This is a genomic window from Pseudaeromonas paramecii (genome assembly GCF_039540575.1).
Classification (GTDB): Bacteria; Pseudomonadota; Gammaproteobacteria; order Enterobacterales; family Aeromonadaceae; genus Pseudaeromonas; species Pseudaeromonas paramecii.
Map to the genome: position 1 here is coordinate 63,503 of NZ_BAABFC010000013.1, position 22,849 is coordinate 86,351.

Consider the following 22,849-nt stretch of genomic DNA (forward strand, 5'->3'; position numbering starts at 1 on the left):
TTAATCCCAGTCACGCCAGCTGCCGGGCACCCTGGCCACGTAGGAAAACTCTTTGCCATCTTGGATGTTTTGCAGCGTTTCTGCGTCATAGACCGCATTGTAGGTCCCGTTGGCCGTACCCAGTTTATGGTTGGAGATGAGGGCACCGTACACAGTGGCGCCACCATTGAGCTTAACGTCGTAGGTGGTGACATCTCCGGGTACCTTGTCGTAGGTGAAGACCATGCCGTAGATTTCACTGTTGGCATTGATGGTCAGATCGCCGTTACGCACCAGGACCACCACAGGATTTTCCCGGCTGCCCATGCTGCCGCCGGAGCAATTGCCATCCACTATGTAAAAACCGGATGAGCTGGTGTTGAGAGAGGAACAACCGGTCAATGGCACGCGACCCAACTTGGCCAGCCGCTCCTCCAACTGCGCCATGCCCTCATCCGTGTCAGGCACGCCAAACACGTATTTGAGCAGGTCAGAGGGGAAATTCACCGTATCGTTATCCAGAATGTCTGCTTGCTTGTTACCAGCTGAGCTATAGGAGGCGCTGCTGCAGTTGCCATCATAGTACTCCTGCAGTCCACAGGTATTGCCTGAGCCGGTGGTGAGATCCACATTGCCATTGGTCCAGATGGACAGCGGTACCCCGCTGCCACCGCCATTGGGGTTGGCGCCCACGTTGAAGTTGCCCCCCACCGCCATGCCCGCCGCCACCGTCAATGGCGCATCTGGGGTGCCAGCCACCACATCGCTGATCACCACCTGCTGATGCAGGATGACCTGGCCTTCCCCATCCTCACTGGTGCCCACAGAGCGGAGGCTCAACAAGGGCAGCTGACCTGTGCCCACCGGGATCTGCTGATCGGCGCCAAAGGTAACGGAATAGAAGGTGCCACTGTTGCGGGTTAGCGGGCCGCGAAAGGTCAGATCCGCCCCGACTCGCGCCATGGCCTCATCCAGGCCGGCCTGGGCGGAGGCCATGGCGGCACGATAGCGCATCTCGTTGGCGGCCACTCGCTGCTCACCCATCAGGATCTTGCCAGTCATCAGACTCAATGAGGTGACAAGTATCACCACGATCAGGGTAATGGTCAGGGTGGTAAAGCCAGCGGCCGGTTTAGAACTGATCATTGCGCAACCTCACTCGACGCTGAAGTTCCAGCTGTAACTGACTGTTCTGCTTATGTTGCCCCGTGATGGTCAGCACTAACGTGCGCTGCCCGGTATCGGTGGCACCACTGGCCGGATCCAGCAAGAACGTCAGGCCGGTGATCTGGGTGGAACTCTCACCGCCGGCCAGGGCACTCCAACCGGTCGCGGTACAGCTCTGCTGCGCCGCATTATCCCAGTTATGGAACTCCACCTCCTGCTGGCTCTGGTTAAAACGGTAACCCATGATCTCGTCGGTACCGGCAATGGCACCATTCTCATTGGCATCGTAGGAGAGCAGCACACAATCGAACAGGGGAGCGGCGACCGACAAGCGCTGCAGATCCCGCGGCGTGGTGGTCATGGCCGCGCTGGCATCCAAGGTAAAGGCGCTAAACATGGCACTGCGATCCAGGCTGGTCACCACATTGCCACTGGCATCAATGGGCTGGCCACTGGTGTTACGGGCCAAGATTTGAGCCGCATCCGCCTTAAAGCCGGCCCGCTGGATATCCCGCGCCACTATGTTGAGAGTGGCCTGCAGATCCTGGTTGAGCATGGAGAGCTGTACCGAGGTGGAGTTGGCCCGGATCACGGCGGCATACAGGGCGGTGACGGCCGCCGCCACCAAGAGCCCGGCCACCAGAGCCACCAGCATCTCCACCAAGGAGAAGCCCTTGTTGCTTACGAACATGTATCCACCCCCGTCAAATGGGTACCTGTCGGGGCGCAGAGATAGGCCCGCCCCAGTTTGTTTGTGGTGACCTTGATCTCCTTACTGCCCAGCGATAGGAGAATAGACCCATCCAGCATGGAACCGCGCAGCGAGCCCATGCGCAGCTCATCACTGGGGTAGCCAATGTTTTTTATCTGCACCTTGGGATAGCTGGCCGCATCGCCCCCTCGGGTCTGGCCATCGCCATCGATGTCGCAGGTGGCCGTGCAACTATCACAGGTACTGGCATCCAGATCTGTGATGCGATAACACCAGTTGCTGCCACCAAAGAACAGCAACTTGACGTTTTCATTGTTGCGCTTGGTGGATTCGGAGCGGGCGAGCAGAATGTCGCCATAGAGGGCGCGACCAGCGGATGAGAGGGTATTGTCCTCACGGAACTGGATATAGCTGGGGATGCCGACGGTCAGCAAAATGGCCAACACCATGATGGCCACCATCAACTCCAGCAAGCTAAACCCCCGCCACCGCATGTAAAACATGAACGCTCCTTGGCAAAAAAATATTACAAAACAGATCCATTCTGTTTAGTTTAGCCTTATAACATGAGCACCAGTAAATTAGGATTCGGTTATGCAGATTTACTCGAAAGGCGTCACGTTGTTAGAAGTGATGATCGTCATCGTCGTCGTCGCCATCCTGGCAGCCATTGCCTATCCCAGTTACATCAACTACCTGACCAAGTCTCGTCGCGCCGAGGCGGTTCGCGGTCTGCTGAGTGCCCAACTCAAGCAGGAGGAGTGGCGGGTCAGTCACGCCAGCTACAGTAACAGCATCACCGATTTGGGCAATCCGACCAGTGACTACTACACCTTCAGTGTGTCGGCTTCCGGCAGCACCTATCTGCTCAAGGCCGTGCCCAAGAGCGGCACCCCCCAGGCCAACGATTCTACATGTAGCTCCATCACCCTCAATCAACAGGATCAGCGGCTACCAGCCACTTGCTGGGAATGACTCGGCATCCTCACCAAACAATCAGGCCCCGCGATGCGGGGCCTGATTGTTTATGGCGTTTGCTCGAACTTAGGCTTCGAGACGCAGCTCCAGCGGTACCTCGAAGACCATGTCCTCTGCCGGCCCCTGGTATTCACTCACCGTCTCGGCACCCAATTCCTGCAAGCGGGACACCACGGCCTGCACCAGCACCTCGGGCGCCGACGCCCCGGCGGTAACCCCCACAATCTTTACCCCCGCCAGCCAATTTGCCTCAACCTGGGCCGCATCATCGATCAGGTAGGCCTTGGCCCCCATCCGCTCGGCCAGCTCCCGCAGGCGGTTGGAGTTGGAGGAGTTGCGTGACCCCACCACCAGCACCAGCTCAGCCTCGGTGGCCAGGGCCCGCACCGCATCCTGACGGTTCTGGGTGGCATAGCAGATGTCGTCCTTGCGCGGCCCCTGGATCTTGGGGAACTTCTGCTGCAGGGCGTCGATCACCTCTCGGGTTTCATCCACGCTCAGGGTGGTCTGGGTGACAAACTGCACCCGCGCAGGATCCTGGATCGCCAGATCGCCCACCTGCTGAGCATCCTCCACCAGGTACATGCCGGCCGCGGTATTCTCATACTGGCCCAGGGTGCCCTCAACTTCCGGGTGTCCCTGGTGGCCAATCATGATCACCTCATCGCCCTTACGGCTGGCACGGTGCACCTCCATGTGCACCTTGGTCACCAAGGGACAGGTGGCATCAAATACCTTGAGACCGCGTCGCTTGGCTTCATCCCGCACCGCCTTGGACACACCATGGGCTGAGAAGATGACGATCTGGTCGTCCGGCACCTCGTCCAACTCTTCGACAAACACGGCGCCTGCTTGCTTCAGGGTCTCAACCACGTACTTGTTGTGCACCACCTCATGGCGCACGTAGATGGGGGCTCCAAACTTGGCCAGGGCGTTTTCCACTATGCTGATAGCGCGATCCACGCCGGCACAGAAGCCTCTGGGGTTGGCCAGTATCACTCTCATGATGGCTTGTCTCCCGCCTGTTGCGGGCGACGAAACAGCAGCCCCTCCAGCACTATCATGACGGCACCGACACAGATGGCACTGTCCGCCAGATTGAAGGCCGGGTAGTGCCACTGCCCCACATGAAAGTCGATGAAGTCCACCACGTGGCCATAGGCCAGCCGGTCGATCAGGTTGCCCAGGGCCCCGCCGATGATGAGGCAATAGGCGATGGGCGACCAGCGGGCGGCCGCCGGCAGTTTGCGCAACCAGACCAGCAGGGCACCACTCACCCCCAGGGCAAACAGGGTGAAGAACCAACGCTGCCAGCCCGCCTGATCCGCCAGGAAGCTAAAGGCGGCGCCCTTGTTGTAGACGTGCACCAGGTTGATGTAGGGCACCAGCGGCTGCCCTGGATAGCCAAAGGGCAACCACTGCAGCACCGCCAGCTTGCTCAACTGATCCAGCAGTATGACCAGGGCGGCCAGCCACAGCCAGCGCAGCCCGGTTTGTTTGAATAGGCTCATCATCAGGCGTACTTGCGCACCTCACCCTCACCGGCCACGTTGCTGACGCAACGGCCGCAGATCCCCTCATGGCCAGCATGGCTGCCCACATCGGCCACATGCTGCCAGCAGCGCTCGCATTTGGCGGCAGAGGAGGCCTCCACCAGCACGGACAAGCCGGCCAGCTCGGTGGCCATGGCCTCGGCCGGCGCGGCCTCGCGACTGACCTGTGCCTGGGAGGTCAAGAGCACGAAGCGCAGCTCCTCGTCCAGGGCGGCCAGCTTGTCGGCCAGCTCGGCAGAGGCAAACAGGGTGACTTCCGCCTGCAGCGAACCACCGATGCGCTTGTCGTTGCGCGCGGCCTCCAGGGCTTTGTTCACCTCGGCTCGTACCTCCAGCAGCTGGGCCCAGAAGGCATCATCCATGGACTCGCCGGCAGCCAGGCCGAACAGGCCGTCATACCACTCCTGGGTGAAGACGAACTTGTCCCGCTCGCCAGGCAGCAGGGCCCAGATCTCATCGGCGGTGAAGCTCATGATGGGCGCCATCCAGCGCACCATGGCCTCGACTATGTGGAACAGGGCGGTCTGGCAGGAACGACGGGCCAGGCTGTCCGCCTTGGCGGTGTACTGACGATCCTTGATGATATCCAGGTAGAAGGAGCCCATCTCCACCGAGCAGAACTGCATCAGCTTCTGGGTCACCTGGTGAAAGTTGTACTCATCATAGGCCTGGGCGATCTCGTCCTGTACCGCCTTGGCGCGGCCCACGGCCCAGCGATCCAGCACCACCATCTGCTCCGGCTGCACCATGTCGGTGGCCGGATTGAAGCCGTTGAGGTTGGCCAGCAGGAAGCGGGCGGTGTTACGGATGCGACGGTAGGCATCGGCGGCGCGCTTCAGGATCTCGTCGGAAACCGTCATCTCGCCGCTGTAGTCGGTGGAGGCCACCCACAGGCGCAGAATGTCGGCGCCCAGCTTGTTCATCACCTCTTGCGGGCTCACCACGTTGCCGATGGACTTGGACATCTTGCGGCCCTGGCCATCCACGGTGAAGCCGTGGGTCAACACCTGGCGGTAGGGGGCGTGATCCTTCATGGCAACGCCGATCATCAGGGAGGACATGAACCAGCCGCGGTGCTGGTCGGAACCTTCCAGATACATGTCCGCCGGTTGACCGTTGAACTCGGGACGCACATCCACCACGGAGGCGTGGGTGGAGCCGGAGTCGAACCAGACATCCAGGGTGTCCGGCACCTTGTCGTACTGAGCCGCGTCCTCACCCAGCAGCTCCGCCGGATCCAGATCCCACCAGGCCTGGATGCCCTTGGCTTCCACCCGCTGGGCCACGGCTTCCATCAGCTCGGCCGAGCGCGGGTGCAGCTGCTGGGTCTCCTTGTGCACGAACAGGGCGATGGGCACGCCCCAGGTGCGTTGCCGGGAGATACACCAGTCGGGCCGGTTCGCCACCATGGCCTCGATGCGGTTCTGGCCCCAGTCCGGGATCCACTGCACGCCCTTGATCTCGCCCAGCGCCTTCTGGCGCAGACCGGCCTGCTCCATGCTGATGAACCACTGCGGCGTGGCACGGAAGATGATCGGTGTCTTGTGACGCCAGCAGTGCGGGTAGGAGTGACGGATGGCCTCGTGATGCAGCAGGGCGCCGGTCTCTTGCAGCACCTCCACCACGGCGGCGTTGGCCTTGAACACGTGCTGGCCGGCAAATCGCGGGGTATCTGACAGATAGACACCATTGCCGCCCACCGGATTGGCCACTTCCAGGCCGTATTTTTGGCCTACCACAAAGTCTTCCTGACCGTGGCCTGGGGCGGTATGCACGGCGCCGGTACCGGAATCCGTGGTGACATGCTCCCCCAGCACCACGGGCACATCGAAATCATAGAAGGGATGAGCGAAGCGCAGCAGCTCCAGATCGACACCCTTGCAGTAGCCCAGGTTGTGATACTGGTTGATGCCGGCTCGGTCCATCACATCCTTCACCAGGGCCTCGGCCAGGATCAGCCGCTCGGGCTGGTCGCCGTCCACCTGCACCAGGGCATAATCCAGCTCGGCATGCAGGGCCACGGCGCGGTTGGCCGGCAGGGTCCAGGGGGTGGTAGTCCAGATCACCACGGAGACAGGGCCATGACCCAGATGTCCGTCGGCACAGTCGAAACGACCGACGACCGTCTCCTCATCCACCGCCTTGAAGCGCACGTCGATGGCCGGCGAGGTCTTGTCCTGATATTCAACTTCAGCCTCCGCCAGGGCGGAACCACAGTCGGTACACCAATGAACCGGCTTGGAGCCCTTATGCAGGTGCCCCTTGTCGATGATCTTGCCCAGGGCCCGGATGATGTTGGCCTCGGTATTAAAATCCATGGTCAGGTAGGGCCGTTCGCAGTCACCCAGTACCCCCAGGCGCACGAAGTCGGCCTTCTGGGATTCAATCTGGGTCTTGGCGTACTTGCGACACTCCTCGCGGAACTGGGCCGCGGAGACCTTCTCCCCCGGCTTGCCCACCATGCCTTCCACCTTCAGCTCGATGGGCAGACCATGGCAATCCCAACCGGGTACATAGGGGGCATCGTAACCCGCCATGCCCTTGGACTTGACGATGATGTCCTTGAGGATCTTGTTGACCGCGTGACCGATGTGAATGCTGCCGTTGGCGTAGGGGGGGCCATCATGCAGGATAAAAGACTTCTTGCCCCGCTTGGCCTGGCGAATGGCACCGTACAGATCTTGGTCGTACCAGGCCTTCAGCATGCCCGGCTCACGTTTGGCCAGGTCGCCGCGCATCGGAAAGGAGGTTTCCGGCAGGTTCAGGGTGTGTTTGTAGTCGCTCATCGGTCCTTGGTTCCGTTACTGTTGCGTGGATGAGCCCAGGCCAAAAAAGGCACGTGCCGCCTGGGCATCCCGTTCTATCTGCTGCTGGAGCGCAGCAAATGACTCAAATTTCTGCTCGTCTCTTAGCTTGTGACAGAGGCGAACCTGGATCTGCCGACCGTACAAGTCGCCGGCAAAGTCAAACAGGTGCACCTCCAGTTGGGGGCGGGTGCCATGCACAGTCGGGCGCACGCCCACATTGGCCACCCCATGGTGGAGTTGGCCAGAAAATAACACTTCTACCGCATACACGCCACTGACCGGCACCCGACGGCGCTTGAGGTGGACGTTGGCGGTGGGGAAGCCGATGGTGCGCCCCAGCTTGTCACCGTGGGCCACCCGCCCCGACAGGGTATAAGGCTCACCCAGCATGCGCTGCACCTGAGTCAGGTTCCCCTCCCCCAAGGCCTCGCGCACCAGCGTGCTGCTGACCCGCTGGGTATCGACACAGAAGCTCTGGGTGCTGACCACGGCAAAACCGTGCCGGCGCCCGGCTTGCTGCAGCAGGGCAAAATCCCCGCGCCGCTCCCGCCCGAAGCGAAAATCATCACCGACGATCAAGAAGCGCACCCCCAGCTGCTGCACCAGTATCTGTTCGATAAACAGCTCGGGCTGCAATTGGGCAAAGGCGTGATGAAAGCGGACGCACAGCAGGCGGTCGATGCCCAGACGCGCCAGCGCCAGGTATTTCTCCCGCAGCCGGGTCAGTCGTGCCGGCGCCTGGTGCTGGATAAACAGCTCCAGCGGCTGGGGCTCAAACAACATGACGCAGGCCGGCACCCCGAGGGCATGGGCCTGCTGCTTAAGCTGCTGTAGCACCGCCTGGTGACCCAGGTGCACACCGTCAAAATTCCCAATGGTCAGTACACAACCGGCATGTTCAGGACGCAGATTATGCAGACCGCGGATCAACTCCATGACGCTGGCAATTCCTTAACTGGCTGGCGAAATCGGCGGATTATAGCGTAAAGCCCCCACGGGTTCAGCCCTCGGCGGCAGTTTTGAGGTGCCGTGGCCGCACCCCGGCCACCAGCAGCACCAAGCCATAGACGCCGCCCCCCAGCAGGATCAGCTTTATCAGCTCCAGGCTGGCGCGCGCCATGGACCAGTGACTCCACACCTCCAGCGCCGGCGAGAGCCGCCACAGCAGGGCCCCCATGGCAGCGGTGGCCAGCAGCAGCTGCAGCACGAAGCGGCTCGTCTCCCGGCCTGGGCGGTAGACGCCGGCCCGATAAAGGCCAGAGAACAGCAAGACGGCGTTGAGGGTGCCGGAGCAGGCGGTGGCCAATGCCAGTCCCACATAGCCCAGGGGATAGATGAAGATCAGGTTGCAGACCATGTTGGCCACCATGGCCAGAATGCCGATGCGCACCGGGGTGCGGGTATCCTGACGGGCATAGAAGCCCGGCGCCAGCACCTTGATCAGCATCAAGGAGAGCAGCCCTGTGGTGGAGGCCAGCAGACTGGCCGCGGCCATCTGTACCTCGTGAGGACCAAACTCCCCCCGCATGAACAGCACCCGCAGGATCGGCTCTCGCAGCAACATGATGCCGAACATGGCCGGCAGGCCCAACAGCATCACCATCCGCACCCCCCAGTCCATGGTCTGGGCAAACAGCTTGGGGTCTGCATCCACATGGCGACGAGACAGGGCCGGCAGTATCACGGTACTGATGGCCACGGCGAACAAGCCCAAGGGAAACTCCAGCAGGCGATCCGAGTAATAGAGGTAACTGATAGCCCCGGTGGCCAGGAAGGAGGCCAGCATGGTGTTGAGCAACAGATTGATCTGGCTGACCGACACGCCGAACAGGGCCGGTAGCATCAGGGTGCGGATCTTCACCACCCCGGGGTGATGCCAGCCCCAGCGCGGCCACACCAGCAGCCCCATCCGCTTGAGGAAGGGATACTGAAAGACAAACTGCAGCAGGCCGCCGAGAAAGACGCCGATGGCCAACCCGATTTCAGGGTGCACCAGCTTGGGTGAAATCCACCAGGCCGCCCCTATCATGGCCACGTTGAGAAACACCGGGGTGAAGGAAGAGACCCCGAAGCGGCCATAGGTGTTGAGCACGGCCCCGGACATGGCGGTAAAGGTAATGAACCACAGGTAGGGGAAGGTGATCTTCAGCAGCAGGCTGGCCATCTCAAACTTGGCCGCCCCCGGCCCGTCCTGCAACCAGTCCATGAACCAGCCCCAGCCAAATAGCGCCGTGATCACGGCCGACCCCAGCATACCCAGCAGGGTCACCAGCGTGATGATGCCGCCCAGGGTGCCCGCCACCACCGCCAGCAGCTCCCGCACTGCCGTCTTGTCTTCATCCGCCTTTTTGTATTCGGTCATCACGGGGATGAAAGCCTGGTTGAAGGCTCCCTCGGCAAACAGCCGCCGTAGAAAATTGGGGATGCGATTGGCAAAGAAGAAGACGTCGGCGGCCAACCCCGCCCCCAGCAGATGGGCGATCACCACGTCTCGCACCAGACCCAACACCCGGGAGGCCAGGGTCATGCCGGACACCAGCATGCCGGATTTGAGGAGTTTCTTGCTCACGTTGGATCCTTAAAAACGGTGACAACCGTACAAAGACTGCTAAAATCGGCCGACAGTGTAACTATCCGCCAAGGCTCAGGCTACTGGCTCGCGGTGGTTATTTGCTCAAATCATTTGACTTTAACGGGCTGAGAAGGCATATTCTCGGCCTTTTCAGCACACTCGCTAAGACAGTTTTAGGAGTTATACCTTGGCTAACATCAAATCTGCTAAGAAGCGCGCGATTCAGGCAGAGAAGGCTCGCCAGCACAACGCCAGCCGCCGTTCCATGACCCGTACCTATGTGAAGAAGGTTGTTGCCGCCATCGCCTCTGGCGATAAGGCTGCCGCCCAAGCCGCCTTCACCGCCGCTCAGCCGATCCTGGATCGCATGGCCACCAAGGGCCTGATCCACAAGAACAAGGCCGCCCGTCACAAGGCTCGCCTGGCTGCCCAAATCAAGGCCCTGTAATCCGGCTTTGATGGCACAAAAAAACCGGCATTCGCCGGTTTTTTTTTGTCTGCGCGACCGCAAAAAAACCAGGCACTAGGCCTGGCAGTAGAGCTGGTGCAACACCCCTATGATGCTGCGCACCTCGTCACTCTTGAGGGAGTAATAGACGGTCTGGGCACATTTGCGGGTAGCCACCAGCTCATCCCGCCGCAGCACCGCCAAATGTTGTGACAGGGCCGACTGGCTGAGACCCAGCCGCTCGTTAAGCTCCCCCACCGACAACTCCTGGGCCTGCAAGTGGCACAGGATCAGCAGCCGATGCTCATTGGCCAACGCCTTGAGCAGCGAGACGGCCTTACCGGCCTGAGTCTGCATGTCTTCAATCTGCATGGGTCGCATCTCGTATCAAGGAAATGCTGGCATGATACCAGCAACGCCTCGATTAGGAAGGAAGCGATTACATTTTTGCCGCCTAAAACGGCTGCTTACCGCCAAATAGCTCGGAAAAATCACTCTCGCAGATCTTCTTCACCGCCGGGTGCTGGATCATCCGTTCGGCAAAGATCACGTAGTACTCTTCCTTCAGCTCATGGGTTTCGCCGAGCAGCTCCACCGCCTCCCCTTCCAGCAGCTCCTCCTGATAGAGGGAGGGTGCCACGAAGATACCCTGATTGAAGAAGCCGAAGGCCTTCATCAAGGCGGCGTCGTCAAATTCTCCCAGCACCTTGGGGTGCAGGCCTTTCTCTTCGAACCAGCGGGTCAGTTGACGGCCCATGGCGGTGCGGCGGCCTGGGATCAGCAGCTTGCGCTCCTCCAGACAGGCGGGAAACGGTGCCTTGGGCAGGGGACTCTTGCAGAAGAAGCTCACGCCACACTCCCCCAGCTTCTTGGAGAGCAGGCCGGCATGCTGGCTGGAGTCCACCGGGCAGTCGGACAGTATCATGTCCAACTTGTGCTCGCTCAGCTGACCCAACAGCATCTCATGGGTGGACTCGAAACAGCGCAGATGAATATTGCCATCCGCCGGCAGCACGGACAGCAACACCCGACTGGCCAGCCGTTTGGACAGGGCATCGGCGATCCCCACATCGAACATGATGTGGTTGTCCTTGCGGTAGTTGATGATATCGAGCATCTCGTAGGAGAGGCTGAACATCTTGTCGGCATACTGAAAAATCAGCTGGCCCAGTTCGGTCGCCTCGAGTTGACGCCCCTTACGTTTGAACAGACGCCCCCCCAGCCGCTGCTCCAGCAGGCGGATCTGGCCGGTGACCGTCTGGGGGGTCAGAAACAACGCCTCCGCCGCTCGGGTCACCGAGCCGCGTTTCTGGGTCATCCAGAAATAGTAGAGATGGTTGTAATTAAGGTGGGACATGGGATCTCTTCCTCGTTACACCAATCCTGGTATTCAATAAAAAGCCCGATCTCGGTGACCGGGCTGGTGACTTAATTCAGGCTAACACGCCCACCTGAACCCTGACTGTCTGGCAGGACGCTTCGCAACAGCGCATAGCCCACCACAGCCGCCAGGGTAGAGCCGCCCAGGATCCCCAGGCGCGAGAAGACACCGTACTCCATCCCGGCCAACTCGAAGGCCAGGGAGGCGATAAACATCGACATGGTAAAACCGATACCACACAGCACGCTCACCGCGAAGATCTGTTTGAAGTTGACCCCCGGCGGCAGCTTGGCCAGACCGATGCGTACCGCCAACAGGCTGATGAGGAAGATCCCCAGGGGTTTACCCACAAACAGCCCCAACATGATGCCCAGTGGCAGAGGGGAAGCCAGATCGGCCAGGCCGACTCCAGATAAGGAAACACCGGCATTGGCAAAGGCGAACAAGGGCAGTATCAGGTAGGCACTCCAGGGGTGCAGCTGATGTTCCAGATGCTGCAGCGGCGACTCATGCCGGCTTCCCTTGTTGGGGATGAGGAAGCCCACCACCACGCCCGCCAGGGTGGCATGCACTCCCGATTTGAGCACCGCCACCCAGAGTACCAGTCCCACCAGCAGGTACAGGCTGATCCTGTCCTCGCCGCGCCGGTTCATCCAGATCAATACGGCCACAGCCACGGCGGCAATCAGGAGCGCGGACAGCGTCAGCTGCTGGGTATAGAAGAGGGCGATGATGAGGATCACCCCCAGATCATCGATGATGGCCAGGGCCAGCAGGAACACCTTCAAACTGGTGGGCACGCGATTGCCCAGCAGCGCCATCACCCCCAGGGCAAAGGCGATGTCGGTGGCCGCCGGAATGGCCCAGCCATTGCGGGTAATGGGGTCGTCCAGATTGAACAACAGATAGATGATGGCGGGCATCAGCATGCCGCCGATGGCCGCTACCGCCGGGAAGATGGCCTGCTCACGGCTGGAGAGGGCTCCCTCCAGCATCTCCCGTTTCACCTCCAGGCCCACCAGCAGGAAGAAGATGGCCATCAAGCCATCGTTGATCCACAGCAGCAGGGGCTTGTGCAGATCCAGGGAGGCGATACGGATCTGGACCTCGGTGTCGAGAAACCCTGTATACACACCGGCCAACGGTGAATTGGCCAGCACAATGGCCAACAGAGCCGAGAAAATAAGAATGATGCCGCTGGCGGACTCCAGCTGCAAAAACTTCTGAATGGTCTGACGCATGGTGACAGGCCTCACAAATATTGAGCGGTGGACAAGTATAAACGGACGGCAAGCACGCCATTAATCGTTTATGAAAGCACTATAGCTCGATTATTCAGAAGAATTGGCAGGAATTATCGGCCACATCCCGAAAGAAATGGCCGACAACCGGTTTCATACGGCAACGGGCGCCTTGATGGCGGGGTGAGGATCGTACCCTTCGATGACAAAGTCCTCGAAGCGGTAATCAAACAAGGAGGCAGGGCGACGCACAATCTTCAGGGTCGGCAGCGGGCGAGGCTCCCGGCTCAGCTGCAGCTTGGCCTGCTCCAGGTGATTGCGGTAGAGGTGCACATCCCCGCCGGTCCAGACAAAGTCTCCCACGGCCAGGTCGCACTGCTGGGCCACCATGTGGGTGAGCAGGGCATAACTGGCGATGTTGAACGGCAAGCCCAGGAACACATCGCAACTGCGCTGATACAGCTGACAGGAGAGCTTGCCGTCCGCCACATAGAACTGGAAGAAGGCATGGCAGGGCGCCAGGGCCATCTTGTCCAGATCCGCCACGTTCCAAGCCGAAACAATGATGCGGCGGGAATCGGGGTTGTTGCGAATGTCATCCAACACCCGTTGCATCTGATCGATGTGCCGACCGTCTGGCGCCGGCCAGGCACGCCATTGATGGCCGTACACAGGCCCTAGGTTGCCCTGCTCATCTGCCCACTCGTCCCAGATGCTGACGCCATGCTCCTTGAGATAAGCAATGTTGGTGTCCCCCTGCAGGAACCACAACAGCTCATGAATGATGGACTTCAGGTGGCACTTCTTGGTGGTGACCAAGGGGAAGCCCTGGCTCAGGTCAAAGCGCATCTGATAACCAAATTGCGACAGAGTACCGGTACCGGTTCTGTCTTCCTTGGGCGTACCCTGGGCCAGCAGGGTGGCCATCAGTTCCAGGTAATTCTTCATGCCTTGTCTCCTTGTTGCCGGACGCCAAACCAGGCGGGCTTGCGATAGCCAATCCAGATCATCAGCAGGCCAGCCAACACCATGGGCAGGGAAAGGATCTGCCCCATGCTGATCAGATTGAAATAGAGGCCCAGCTGGGCGTCTGGCTGACGGACAAACTCCACCAGAATGCGGAACAGACCATAGCAGACCAGGAACAGGCCGGAGATCACCCCCCGCGGCGGCTGCCGGCGCCAGGCCAGGTTCAGAATGATAAACAGCAAGACCCCTTCCAGAGCAAACTGGTACAGCTGGGAGGGATGGCGTGGCTCAGGCCCGCCGGTGGGGAACACCATGGCCCAGGGCAGATCCGTCACCCGCCCCCACAGCTCGCCGTTGATAAAGTTGCCCAGCCGTCCCGCCCCCAGGCCAAAGGGCACCAGGGGCGCAACAAAGTCCGCCACCGTGAAGAAGTGCCTGTGAGTACGATGAGCAAACCAGACCATGGCCAGTATCACCCCCACCAGACCGCCGTGGAAGGACATGCCCCCCTGCCAGATGCGCAGCAGATAGAGGGGATCGGCCAAAAACAGCGGCAGGTTGTAGAACAGCACATAACCAAGACGGCCGCCGAGGATTACCCCCAGGAAGCCGTAAAACATCAGATCCGAGACCTCCTGACGACGCCAGGCGCCGGCAGAGCGGTCGGCCCGCCGATTGGCCAGCCACATGGCGAACAGGAAGCCCACCAGATACATGACCCCATACCAATGGATCTGCAGGGGGCCGACGCTCAGGAGGACAGGATCTATCTTGGGAAAATTCAGGTGCGAGGCACTCATGACGGCAAAAACCCTCGTGGATTAGCGATAAAAAACCGGGTCGCCCCTGGCGACCCGGCGGGCGGTGAAATCAATGTTTGCTGGGAAGCAAGCTGGCCAGACCGATTTGCTCCAGATAACCGCTGAACAGACTCTTTAGGGCGGCAGAATTATCCTGCTTGAGCCCCAGCTCCAGCAAGGGCTGCAGCTCTTCCAGGCTGGCCCGCCGGATCACGTACTTGATCTTGGGGATGCTGCTGAGGTTCATGCTGAAACGCCGATAGCCCATGGCCATCAGCACCAGCACCCCCAGGGGATCCCCCGCCAGCTCACCGCACACCGACACCGGCTTGGCGTGCTGATGCGCCTCGTTGGCCACCTGATACAGGGCGCGGATGACGGCCGGATGAAAGGCGTCATAGATATCGGCCACCCGGCTGTTGTTGCGATCCACCGCCAACAGGTACTGGGTGAGGTCATTGCTGCCCACCGACCAGAAATCCACGTAGGCGGCCATCTCCGGCAGTATGTACAGCGCCGCCGGCACCTCTATCATGGCCCCCAGACTGGGGTAGCGAATGCTGCTGCCCCGCCGTCCCAGCTCTTCGGACACCTCCAGCCAGGCCTGATCCAGCAAACGTCGACCGGCCTGCACCTCGGAGAGCGAGGTCACCATGGGCAGCATGATGGACAGGTTGTCCTGCTGCTCACTGGCCCGCAACATGGCCTTGAGTTGAGAGAGGAACAGCTCGGGGTGATCCAGGGTCAGGCGAATGCCACGCCAGCCGAGGAAGGGGTTATCCTCCACGATGGGCAGGTAGGGCAGCGGCTTATCGCCCCCCACATCCAGCGTCCGCATGCAGACGGGTCTATTAGGATAGTTGGCCAGGATGGCGCGGTAGCGCGTAGTCTGTTCCTGCTCCGATGGAAAACTGTCGTGCAGCATGAAGGGGATCTCGGTGCGGTACAGACCGATGCCGTCCGCCACATCCAGCATGGCGTTTTCGCTGTCCACCGACAAACCGGCATTGAGCAGCACTGAGATGCGCACCCCGTCCCGGGTCACCGAGGGCAGATGACTCTCGCCGCCCACCAGGGCATCAAAGGCCTTGGCCTGGCGAATGAGCTGCTGATACTCCTCCAGCACCGAGGGGTTGGGCTCTATGATGAGCTCGCCTATGTTGCCATCCACCACCAGCAGGCGCTGATCCAGTTCGGCCAGCGGCAGATCCAGTCCCATCACCGCCGGTATCCCCAAGGCCCGGGCCAGGATGGCAGCGTGGGAATTCACCGCCCCGCGCATGGAGACCATGCCCACCAGACGATCCCGCGGTATTTCGGCCAGCAGGGTGGCGGTAACCTCTTCGGCCATCAGCACCACCGGCTCGTCAAACTCGTACTCTTCATGATGGCTGTGAGCCAGGCGGCTCAGCAGCCGTTGGGCCACGTCCCGCAGATCCAGCGCCCGCTCCCGTAGGTAGGGATCACTCATGGCCTCGAACTGGGCGATGAACCGCTCGGTCACCTGCCGGACCGCCGAGGCGGCGCTCCAACTCTCCTGACGAATGGCTTGTTCGATCTGGCGCATGTAGGCCGGATCCGTGAGCAGATGCTGGTAGATCTCGAAGATGGCGCCGGAGTCCTTGGCAACCGACTCACGAAAGCGCAATGCCAGACCATCCAGATCCATCTGCACCTGCAGCACCGCCTGCTGCAACAGTTCACACTGCAGCTCGGGGTCGTCACTGTGCTTGAGGTTGATCTGGGCCAGTTCCAGCTTGGGTTGCCAGATCCAGGCCTTGGCGATGGCCAAGCCGGGCGAGGCCGCCACCCCCTTGAGGGTGCGCCGCCAATGATGCTGATTGAGCAGTATGCCCTTCACCTCGGCGTGGGCGATGCGGCCGGCCAGCTGCGCCGCCAGGGTCACCAGGAAGGACTCATCGGTCTCGTCGAACTGCCGGGACTCCCGCTGCTGCACCACCAGCACCCCCAGGACCCGGCGCTGGTGCATGATGGGCACACCCAGAAAGGAGTGAAACTCCTCCTCACCGACTTCCGGCAGGTATTTGAAGCTGGGATGCGCCGGCGCATCGGCCAGGTTGATCAGCTCCTCTCGGCGCCCCACCAGCCCCACCAGCCCCTCGTCAAACGGCAGTACCGTCTTACCGGCCGCCTCGGGGGTGAGACCATCGGTGGCCGCCAGGCGATAGCGGCGCCGCTGGGCCTCTGAGAGATAGATGGAACAGCAGTCCACCTCCATCGCCTTGCGGGTCTGGGCCGCCAGGGTGTGCATGGCTTCTTGCAGCGATGGGGCCAAGGTCACCCCTTCGACGATTTGTCGCAATGCCGTTAACACCCTGTCTCCTCCCGTACCGGCTGGCGCTAGCGTCCCCGTGGACGCCGCGGCTCTTTCTTGTTGATTACAGGCATGGCGATGGGCGCGAATTCCTTCATCACCCGCCGGTACACCTCGCGTTTGAAGGAGACCACCTGGCGCACAGGATACCAGTAGCTGACCCAGCGCCAGTCATCAAACTCCGGTTGGCCATGACAGCCAAACTGGATGCAAGATTCTTTGCTCTCCTCCAGGCGCAGCAGAAACCATTTCTGTTTCTGGCCGATGCACACCGGGGAGCTATCCCAACGTATCAATCGCTTTGGCAGACGGTACTTCAGCCAGTTGCGGCTGGTCGCCAAAATCGTAACGTCTCCGGGTCTGAGGCCGATCTCTTCATACAGCTCGCGATACATGGCTTCTTCGGGGGTTTCCCCCTCATCGACTCCCCCTTGGGGGAACTGCCAAGAATGCTGACCGAATCGCCGAGCCCATAACACCTGTCCATTGCGATTGCAGATCACGACACCAACGTTGGGGCGAAAACCATCGCCATCAATCACGCAATCACCTTGTCGATAAGACTCTGTTTCTTGGTGACGATTTTTTCACATTCAGCCCCCAGCAGCAAACGGACAAGTTCAGCCTGTGAGCAAGATGGCTGTTTAGACCATCCTGCTCACAGATCCTGCGGAAGGATCCAGGATCCAATCCATTTAGCCACCACATCTGTGGATAAGGATCTGAAAAAGTCGGTATAGAGCTTGGCTTATTCAATGGACTACAAGGCCACTCCGGACTGTCAAGCAATGATTTAAACATTTAATCATTAATAATTAATAAGTTACAGCCTTGTTACCCTTGTTTTTGATTTTGTGGCGAGCCTCCCTGGCTTGCGCTTTGTGAGTATCTTGCACTGATTGAATTTCGAGCAAAAGCCCAATCCAGACTAATTATTCAACAAATATCGCTGCAAGCCTGGATGGCATACGGCCGATCAGGGCAAGGGATTGCAGGATCTGATAGTTATCCAGTTATTTTGTGGATAACTCTGTGCATCTTAGGCGAGTAGTGGCGGGATAAGACGCAAATAAGCAGCCATGCCGACCAAGTCGCGGCACCATGATATTTAACATCATGAAAAATAAACTTTTTTATTATAAAATTCACCGCTGGGCACCCTCAGTGGCAGCCTGTATGATCTGACGATTAATTCATCACTCATGGCCACCATGACCCCAACATCACCGCGCAGTGAACAGGAACTGTTCCAACGCAGTCTTAACCTGGCCGGCCATAGCCTGGCTGAGCTGGCCGCTCAGGCCGGCGTCAGCCTGCCCGATAACCTTAAGCGAGAAAAAGGCTGGGTCGGTCAGCTGCTGGAGTGGCACTTGGGCGCCACGGCGGGCAGCAAGCCGGAACAGGATTTTCCCGACTTAGGGATAGAGCTCAAGACCTTGCCGATCGATGAGTCCGGTCGCCCGCTGGAAACCACCTTCGTCTGCGTGGCGCCCCTGCTGGGCATCGCCGGCCAACGCTGGGAGGAGAGCAGCGTCCGCAACAAACTCAGTCGGGTGCTGTGGATCCCGGTAGAAGCCAGCCGCAGCTTGCCGTTGGGTGAACGTCGGGTGGCCAGTCCGTTTCTGTGGAGCCCCAGCCCGGAGGAGGAAGCCTTGTTGCGGCAGGACTGGGAGGAACTGATGGAGCAGATAGCCCTGGGGCGCATCGAGCAGATCAGTGCCCGTCAGGGCCAAGTGCTGCAACTTCGCCCCAAGGCGGCCAATGGCCGGGCCCTTACCAGCGCCATCGGCCTGCAAGGCCAGCGCATCCAGACCCGTCCCCGCGGTTTCTACCTGAAAGCCACTTTCACCCACGCCCTGCTGCGCCACCATTTTCAGCTGCCATGATCACAACTCAGCCACTGGACGGATCTTTGCCAATTGACGGCCAAAATATGACCATAGGTGGCCGTTTTGTTTTATCATCCTTGGCGGAAGCAACGCATTCCATCCCAGACTAGGGTTTGAATATCAAGGAGATGATATGGCTGTCACGAAGAAGTTTCTTAAGAGCAAGCCGGAAGTCCAGGTGACGTTCGAAGTCAGCAAAGCGGCGGCCAAAGAGGCTGTGTCGGTGTTTTTGCTGGGCGAATTTGCCGGCTGGGAACCCATTGAGCTCAAGCCGCTCAAGAGCGGGGTGTTCAAGGCCAGCCTCAAGTTGCCGGTCGATCAACAGCCCCAATACCAGTACCGTTTCCGCCTGGTGGATGCCGCCGGCCAAGAATGGTTCGACAATGACTGGGAGGCCGAGGCCTACTGCGCCAATCCCTTTGGCGGCGAAAACTCGGTGCTCTGCGTCAGCGAATAAGCCGCTCCGGTAACAAAAAAGGCTCGCCAGTGGCGAGCCTTTTGTTTGGCAAAGAGCAGTCGATTAGTTGAGCTTCTCTTTGATACGTGCCTTCTTACCAGACAGGTTGCGCAGGTAGTACAGCTTGGCACGACGCACATCACCGCGACGCTTCAGCTCAACGCTGGCGATCAGCGGGCTGTGGGTCTGGAATACACGCTCAACACCTTCACCGTTGGAGATCTTACGCACGGTGAATGCAGAGTGCAGGCCGCGGTTGCGCTTGGCGATAACCACGCCTTCGAACGCCTGCAGACGCTCCTTGTTACCTTCCTTTACGCGTACTTGTACACGTACGGTGTCACCCGGGCCGAAAGCCGGGATGTCGGAACGCATTTGTTCTTGCTCGAGTTGCTTGATGATTTTGCTCATAGTCTCTTCCTACCTAGGATTAACTGAAAACTCTACTGCTGTTCGTCACTTATGCTCGCGAACAAACTGGGCAAGAAGCTTCTCTTGCTCGTCAGTCAGAGCTAGGTTGTTTAGTAGTTCCGGCCTTCTCAACCAGGTACGCCCCAATGCCTGTTTCAGACGCCACTGTCGGATCCCTTCATGGTTCCCACTCAGCAACACCTCCGGCACCGCCAGCCCAGCCATCTCTTCCGGTCGGGTATAGTGAGGATGATCCAGCAGGCCTTCGGTAAAGGAGTCCTGCTCGGCACTGGCCTGATCGCCCAAGACCCCGGGTACCAGACGCGATACCGCGTCAATCAGGGTCATGGCAGGCAACTCGCCGCCACTCAACACGTAATCACCAACAGACCATTCTTCATCGATCTCGGTCTGGATGATCCGCTCGTCGATACCTTCGTAGCGCCCCGCCACCAGAATCAGCTTGGGGTGCTGCACCAGTTCCCGCACACCGGCCTGGGTTAGAGGCCGCCCCTGCGGGGAGAGATAGATGACCCTTGCCTCGCCACCTGCGGCGGCCTTGGCCGCCCGAATGGCTTCCTGCAATGGCTGCACCATCATCAGCATGCCTGGGCCACCACCGTAGGGTCTATCATCGACCGTGCGGTGTTTGTCCTGAGCGAAATCCCGCGGATTCCAGCTGTGGATCTGCAACAGACCCCGTTTGACGGCGCGCCCGGTTACCCCGAAGTCGGTGATGGCTCGGAACATTTCCGGGAAGAGGCTAACCACCCCAATCCACATAGAACCTCCAGCCAACTGCTACTTGCGGGGCTTAAAAGCCCGGATCCCAATCTACTTCAATGGTATGGCCAGCCAGGTCAATCTGTTTGATGACCTGCTCTTCCAGGAACGGGATCAAACGTTCCTTCATACCAAACGCATCATTTGCTTTGGCCTGGACCACCAGAACATCGTTGGAGCCGGTCTCCATGAGCTCGCTCACTTCGCCCAGCTCGTACCCCTTGGTGGTGACCACTCGGCAACCAATCAGGTCGCGCCAGTAGTATTCACCCTCCGGCAGGGACGGCAGCTGTTCCGGCGACACGCCGATATCGGCGCCCACCAGGGCCTGGGCCTCTTCTCGCAGGTCGATACCGTCCAGCTTGCAGAGCAGCCCATTGTTGTGACGCTTCCAGCCGGCTAACCGGACTTCACGCCACTGCCCACCTTGCTGCAACAGCCAGGGGGCGTACTCGAAAATGCTCTCGGCATTGTCGGTAAAGGAATTGACTTTCAGCCAACCTTTGATGCCGTACACGGCACCGAGACGACCAACAACTATCGGGTTACTCACCTTAACGCCTCAAACAAAATTCGAAATTAGGCAGCCTTCTTGGCGTCCTTGATCAGCTTGGCAACGCGATCAGACACGCTGGCGCCTTGACCAACCCAGTGCTCGATACGAGCCATATCCAGGTTCATCTTCTCGGCTTGACCAGAAGCCATGGGGTTGAAGAAGCCAACACGCTCGATGAAACGACCATCACGAGCGAAACGGCCATCAGCCACAACGACTTGGTAGAAGGGACGCTTCTTTGCGCCACCACGTTGCAAACGAATGGTTACCATAACCGTCCTCTTTAACTTGAATGAAATCGGGTCTGCAGAAAACACAAACCCTAGCTTAAAATAAGCCGCGACATTTTACTCAGAACCGCGCGGAATGCAACCAAACTGGCTGCCTTTCCGCGGCAAAGCTCAGAAGGGACCACGGCCGAAGCCGCCCGGCGGCAGCATGTTCTTCATGTTACTCATCATCTTGCGCACGCCGCCCTTGCCGGACATCTTCTTCATCATCTTCTGCATCTGATCGAACTGCTTGAGCAGGCGATTCACATCCTGCACCTGCACGCCGGAACCCAGGGCGATGCGGCGCTTGCGGGAACCCTTGATGATGTCCGGGTGACGGCGTTCGGCCGGGGTCATGGAGCTGATGATGGCTTCCATGCGCACCGTGAGCTTGTCATCGATCTGATCCTTGACGTTGTCCGGCAGGCCGGAGACCCCCGGCAGCTTATCCAGCAGCCCCATCATGCCGCCCATGTTGCGCATCTGGGCCAGCTGATCCCGGAAGTCCTCCAGGTCGAAGCCCTTGCCCTTTTGCACCTTCTGCGCCAGAGCGGTGGCCTTCTCCTTATCGACCTTGCGCTCCATCTCCTCGATGAGGGACAGCACATCCCCCATGCCCAGGATGCGGGACGCCACCCGATCCGGATGGAAGGGCTCCAGGGCCTCGGTCTTCTCCCCCATCCCCAGGAACTTGATGGGCTTGCCGGTGAGATGACGCACCGACAGGGCGGCACCACCCCGGGCATCACCGTCGGTCTTGGTGAGGATCACCCCGGTCAGCGGCAAGGCCTCGTTGAAGGCGCGGGCGGTGTTGGCGGCATCCTGCCCTGTCATGGCATCCACCACGAACAGGGTTTCGATGGGCTTGACCGCCTGATGCAGTGCCTTGATCTCATCCATCATCTCGCCGTCCACGTGCAGACGGCCGGCGGTATCGATGAGCAGCACATCATAGAACTGCTTGCGGGCATGCTCGATGGCGCCCTGGGCGATGGCGATGGGAGCCTGGTCACTCTGACTGGGGAAGAAGCTGACACCAATCTCCTCGGCCAGCCGTTCCAGCTGCTTGATGGCCGCCGGCCGGTAGACGTCGGCACTGACCACCAGCACCTTCTTCTTGTGCCGCTCCTTGAGGAAACGGGCCAGCTTGCCCACCGAGGTGGTCTTACCCGCCCCCTGCAGGCCCGCCATCAGGATGATGGCCGGCGGCTGGGTGGCTAGGTTGAGGCTCTCGTTGGCCTCGCCCATCACGCTTACCAGCTCGGACTGCACTATCTTGATGAAGGCCTGGCCCGGGCTCAGGCTCTTGCTGACCTCCTGGCCCACCGCCCGCTCCTTGACCCGAGCGACGAACTCCTTGACCACCGGCAGGGCCACGTCCGCCTCCAGCAGGGCCATGCGCACTTCCCGCAGGGTATCCTTGATATTCTCCTCGGTCAGGCGGCCCCGACCGGTCACGTTGCGTAGCGTCTGGGAAAGACGCTCGGTGAGATTCTCAAACATGCCGCATTCCTAAACTGATGGCGTAATGGCCGGTGA

Annotated in this window: 24 protein-coding genes; 4 read left to right on the plus strand and 20 right to left on the minus strand. The window is 59.9% G+C overall.

Going from position 1 to position 22,849, the window contains the following annotated elements; genetic code table 11:
- From ABD847_RS10730 to ABD847_RS10740, 3 genes are read right to left on the minus strand one after another with little or no spacing between them, the layout of a single operon-like run.
- A complete protein-coding gene (locus ABD847_RS10730; RefSeq protein WP_345012828.1) occupies positions 1–1,125 on the minus strand; it encodes a pilus assembly PilX N-terminal domain-containing protein in 1,125 nt (374 codons plus the stop codon).
- The gene (locus ABD847_RS10735; protein WP_345012830.1) at positions 1,112–1,837 is read right to left on the minus strand and encodes a prepilin-type N-terminal cleavage/methylation domain-containing protein; all 726 of its coding nucleotides are present in this window, start codon (positions 1,835–1,837) and stop codon (positions 1,112–1,114) included. Before ABD847_RS10735 ends, ABD847_RS10730 begins: the two co-directional genes overlap by 14 nt.
- Positions 1,828–2,361: a GspH/FimT family pseudopilin gene (locus ABD847_RS10740; protein ID WP_345012832.1), complete on the minus strand. Its 534-nt coding sequence runs from the start codon at positions 2,359–2,361 to the stop codon at positions 1,828–1,830. Before ABD847_RS10740 ends, ABD847_RS10735 begins: the two co-directional genes overlap by 10 nt.
- Positions 2,362–2,452: 91 nt before the next feature.
- Between ABD847_RS10740 and ABD847_RS10745 the strand changes: the two genes are divergently transcribed.
- Positions 2,453–2,833, plus strand: a complete 381-nt coding sequence (locus tag ABD847_RS10745; RefSeq protein ID WP_345012834.1) for a type IV pilin protein — start codon at positions 2,453–2,455, stop codon at positions 2,831–2,833.
- A 69-nt stretch (positions 2,834–2,902) separates the two neighbouring features.
- Here the strand turns inward: ABD847_RS10745 and ispH are convergent, their stop codons facing one another.
- From ispH to murJ, 5 genes are all read right to left on the minus strand, one after another.
- Positions 2,903–3,841, minus strand: a complete 939-nt coding sequence (gene ispH / locus ABD847_RS10750; RefSeq protein ID WP_345012836.1) for a 4-hydroxy-3-methylbut-2-enyl diphosphate reductase — start codon at positions 3,839–3,841, stop codon at positions 2,903–2,905.
- Entirely contained in the window at positions 3,838–4,350 is a 513-nt protein-coding gene (lspA, locus tag ABD847_RS10755; RefSeq protein WP_345012838.1) for a signal peptidase II, read from the minus strand. Before lspA ends, ispH begins: the two co-directional genes overlap by 4 nt.
- The gene (gene ileS, locus ABD847_RS10760) at positions 4,350–7,175 is read right to left on the minus strand and encodes an isoleucine--tRNA ligase (protein WP_345012840.1); all 2,826 of its coding nucleotides are present in this window, start codon (positions 7,173–7,175) and stop codon (positions 4,350–4,352) included. Before ileS ends, lspA begins: the two co-directional genes overlap by 1 nt.
- A 15-nt stretch (positions 7,176–7,190) precedes the next feature.
- Positions 7,191–8,132, minus strand: coding sequence for a bifunctional riboflavin kinase/FAD synthetase (gene ribF / locus ABD847_RS10765; RefSeq protein ID WP_345012842.1), 942 nt, complete (start codon positions 8,130–8,132; stop codon positions 7,191–7,193).
- A gap of 64 nt (positions 8,133–8,196) precedes the next feature.
- Entirely contained in the window at positions 8,197–9,765 is a 1,569-nt protein-coding gene (gene murJ, locus ABD847_RS10770) for a murein biosynthesis integral membrane protein MurJ (RefSeq protein ID WP_345012844.1), read from the minus strand.
- Positions 9,766–9,955: 190 nt separating this feature from the next.
- Here murJ and rpsT point away from each other — a divergent pair, with 190 nt between their 5' ends.
- A complete protein-coding gene (gene rpsT / locus ABD847_RS10775; RefSeq protein ID WP_345012846.1) occupies positions 9,956–10,216 on the plus strand; it encodes a 30S ribosomal protein S20 in 261 nt (86 codons plus the stop codon).
- A 75-nt stretch (positions 10,217–10,291) separates the two neighbouring features.
- Here rpsT and ABD847_RS10780 read toward each other — a convergent pair whose 3' ends face one another.
- The 7 genes from ABD847_RS10780 to rppH form a co-directional block, all read right to left on the minus strand.
- Positions 10,292–10,588 carry an ArsR/SmtB family transcription factor gene (locus tag ABD847_RS10780; RefSeq protein WP_345012848.1) on the minus strand — a complete coding sequence of 99 codons (297 nt, stop codon included), beginning with the start codon at positions 10,586–10,588 and terminating at the stop codon, positions 10,292–10,294.
- A gap of 82 nt (positions 10,589–10,670) precedes the next feature.
- A complete protein-coding gene (nhaR, locus tag ABD847_RS10785) occupies positions 10,671–11,573 on the minus strand; it encodes a transcriptional activator NhaR (RefSeq protein WP_345012849.1) in 903 nt (300 codons plus the stop codon).
- Positions 11,574–11,644: 71 nt separating this feature from the next.
- Positions 11,645–12,838 carry a Na+/H+ antiporter NhaA gene (gene nhaA / locus ABD847_RS10790; protein ID WP_345012851.1) on the minus strand — a complete coding sequence of 398 codons (1,194 nt, stop codon included), beginning with the start codon at positions 12,836–12,838 and terminating at the stop codon, positions 11,645–11,647.
- Positions 12,839–12,991: 153 nt separating this feature from the next.
- Positions 12,992–13,786, minus strand: a complete 795-nt coding sequence (thyA, locus tag ABD847_RS10795) for a thymidylate synthase (protein WP_345012852.1) — start codon at positions 13,784–13,786, stop codon at positions 12,992–12,994.
- Complete coding sequence (lgt, locus tag ABD847_RS10800) at positions 13,783–14,607, minus strand: prolipoprotein diacylglyceryl transferase (protein WP_345012854.1); 825 nt, start codon at positions 14,605–14,607, stop codon at positions 13,783–13,785. Before lgt ends, thyA begins: the two co-directional genes overlap by 4 nt.
- Before the next feature lie 70 nt (positions 14,608–14,677).
- Positions 14,678–16,942 (minus strand): phosphoenolpyruvate--protein phosphotransferase, encoded by a 2,265-nt coding sequence (ptsP, locus tag ABD847_RS10805; protein WP_345012856.1) that lies wholly within the window; start codon positions 16,940–16,942, stop codon positions 14,678–14,680.
- A 26-nt stretch (positions 16,943–16,968) separates the two neighbouring features.
- Entirely contained in the window at positions 16,969–17,484 is a 516-nt protein-coding gene (rppH, locus tag ABD847_RS10810; protein WP_345012858.1) for an RNA pyrophosphohydrolase, read from the minus strand.
- A gap of 669 nt (positions 17,485–18,153) precedes the next feature.
- Between rppH and mutH the strand changes: the two genes are divergently transcribed.
- Positions 18,154–18,828 carry a DNA mismatch repair endonuclease MutH gene (gene mutH / locus ABD847_RS10815; protein ID WP_345013023.1) on the plus strand — a complete coding sequence of 225 codons (675 nt, stop codon included), beginning with the start codon at positions 18,154–18,156 and terminating at the stop codon, positions 18,826–18,828.
- 136 nt (positions 18,829–18,964) lie between these two features.
- Complete coding sequence (locus ABD847_RS10820; protein WP_345012860.1) at positions 18,965–19,288, plus strand: isoamylase early set domain-containing protein; 324 nt, start codon at positions 18,965–18,967, stop codon at positions 19,286–19,288.
- Between the two features lie 63 nt (positions 19,289–19,351).
- Here ABD847_RS10820 and rplS read toward each other — a convergent pair whose 3' ends face one another.
- The 5 genes from rplS to ffh all read right to left on the minus strand — a co-directional run bounded on the left by rplS (position 19,352) and on the right by ffh (position 22,813).
- Entirely contained in the window at positions 19,352–19,699 is a 348-nt protein-coding gene (gene rplS / locus ABD847_RS10825; RefSeq protein WP_345012862.1) for a 50S ribosomal protein L19, read from the minus strand.
- Positions 19,700–19,744: 45 nt separating this feature from the next.
- Entirely contained in the window at positions 19,745–20,482 is a 738-nt protein-coding gene (trmD, locus tag ABD847_RS10830; RefSeq protein WP_345012864.1) for a tRNA (guanosine(37)-N1)-methyltransferase TrmD, read from the minus strand.
- A gap of 31 nt (positions 20,483–20,513) precedes the next feature.
- Complete coding sequence (gene rimM / locus ABD847_RS10835; RefSeq protein ID WP_345012866.1) at positions 20,514–21,035, minus strand: ribosome maturation factor RimM; 522 nt, start codon at positions 21,033–21,035, stop codon at positions 20,514–20,516.
- Positions 21,036–21,061: 26 nt separating this feature from the next.
- Positions 21,062–21,310, minus strand: a complete 249-nt coding sequence (gene rpsP / locus ABD847_RS10840) for a 30S ribosomal protein S16 (RefSeq protein WP_345012868.1) — start codon at positions 21,308–21,310, stop codon at positions 21,062–21,064.
- A gap of 129 nt (positions 21,311–21,439) precedes the next feature.
- A complete protein-coding gene (gene ffh / locus ABD847_RS10845) occupies positions 21,440–22,813 on the minus strand; it encodes a signal recognition particle protein (RefSeq protein WP_345012870.1) in 1,374 nt (457 codons plus the stop codon).
- Between the last annotated feature and the right edge of the window lie 36 nt (positions 22,814–22,849).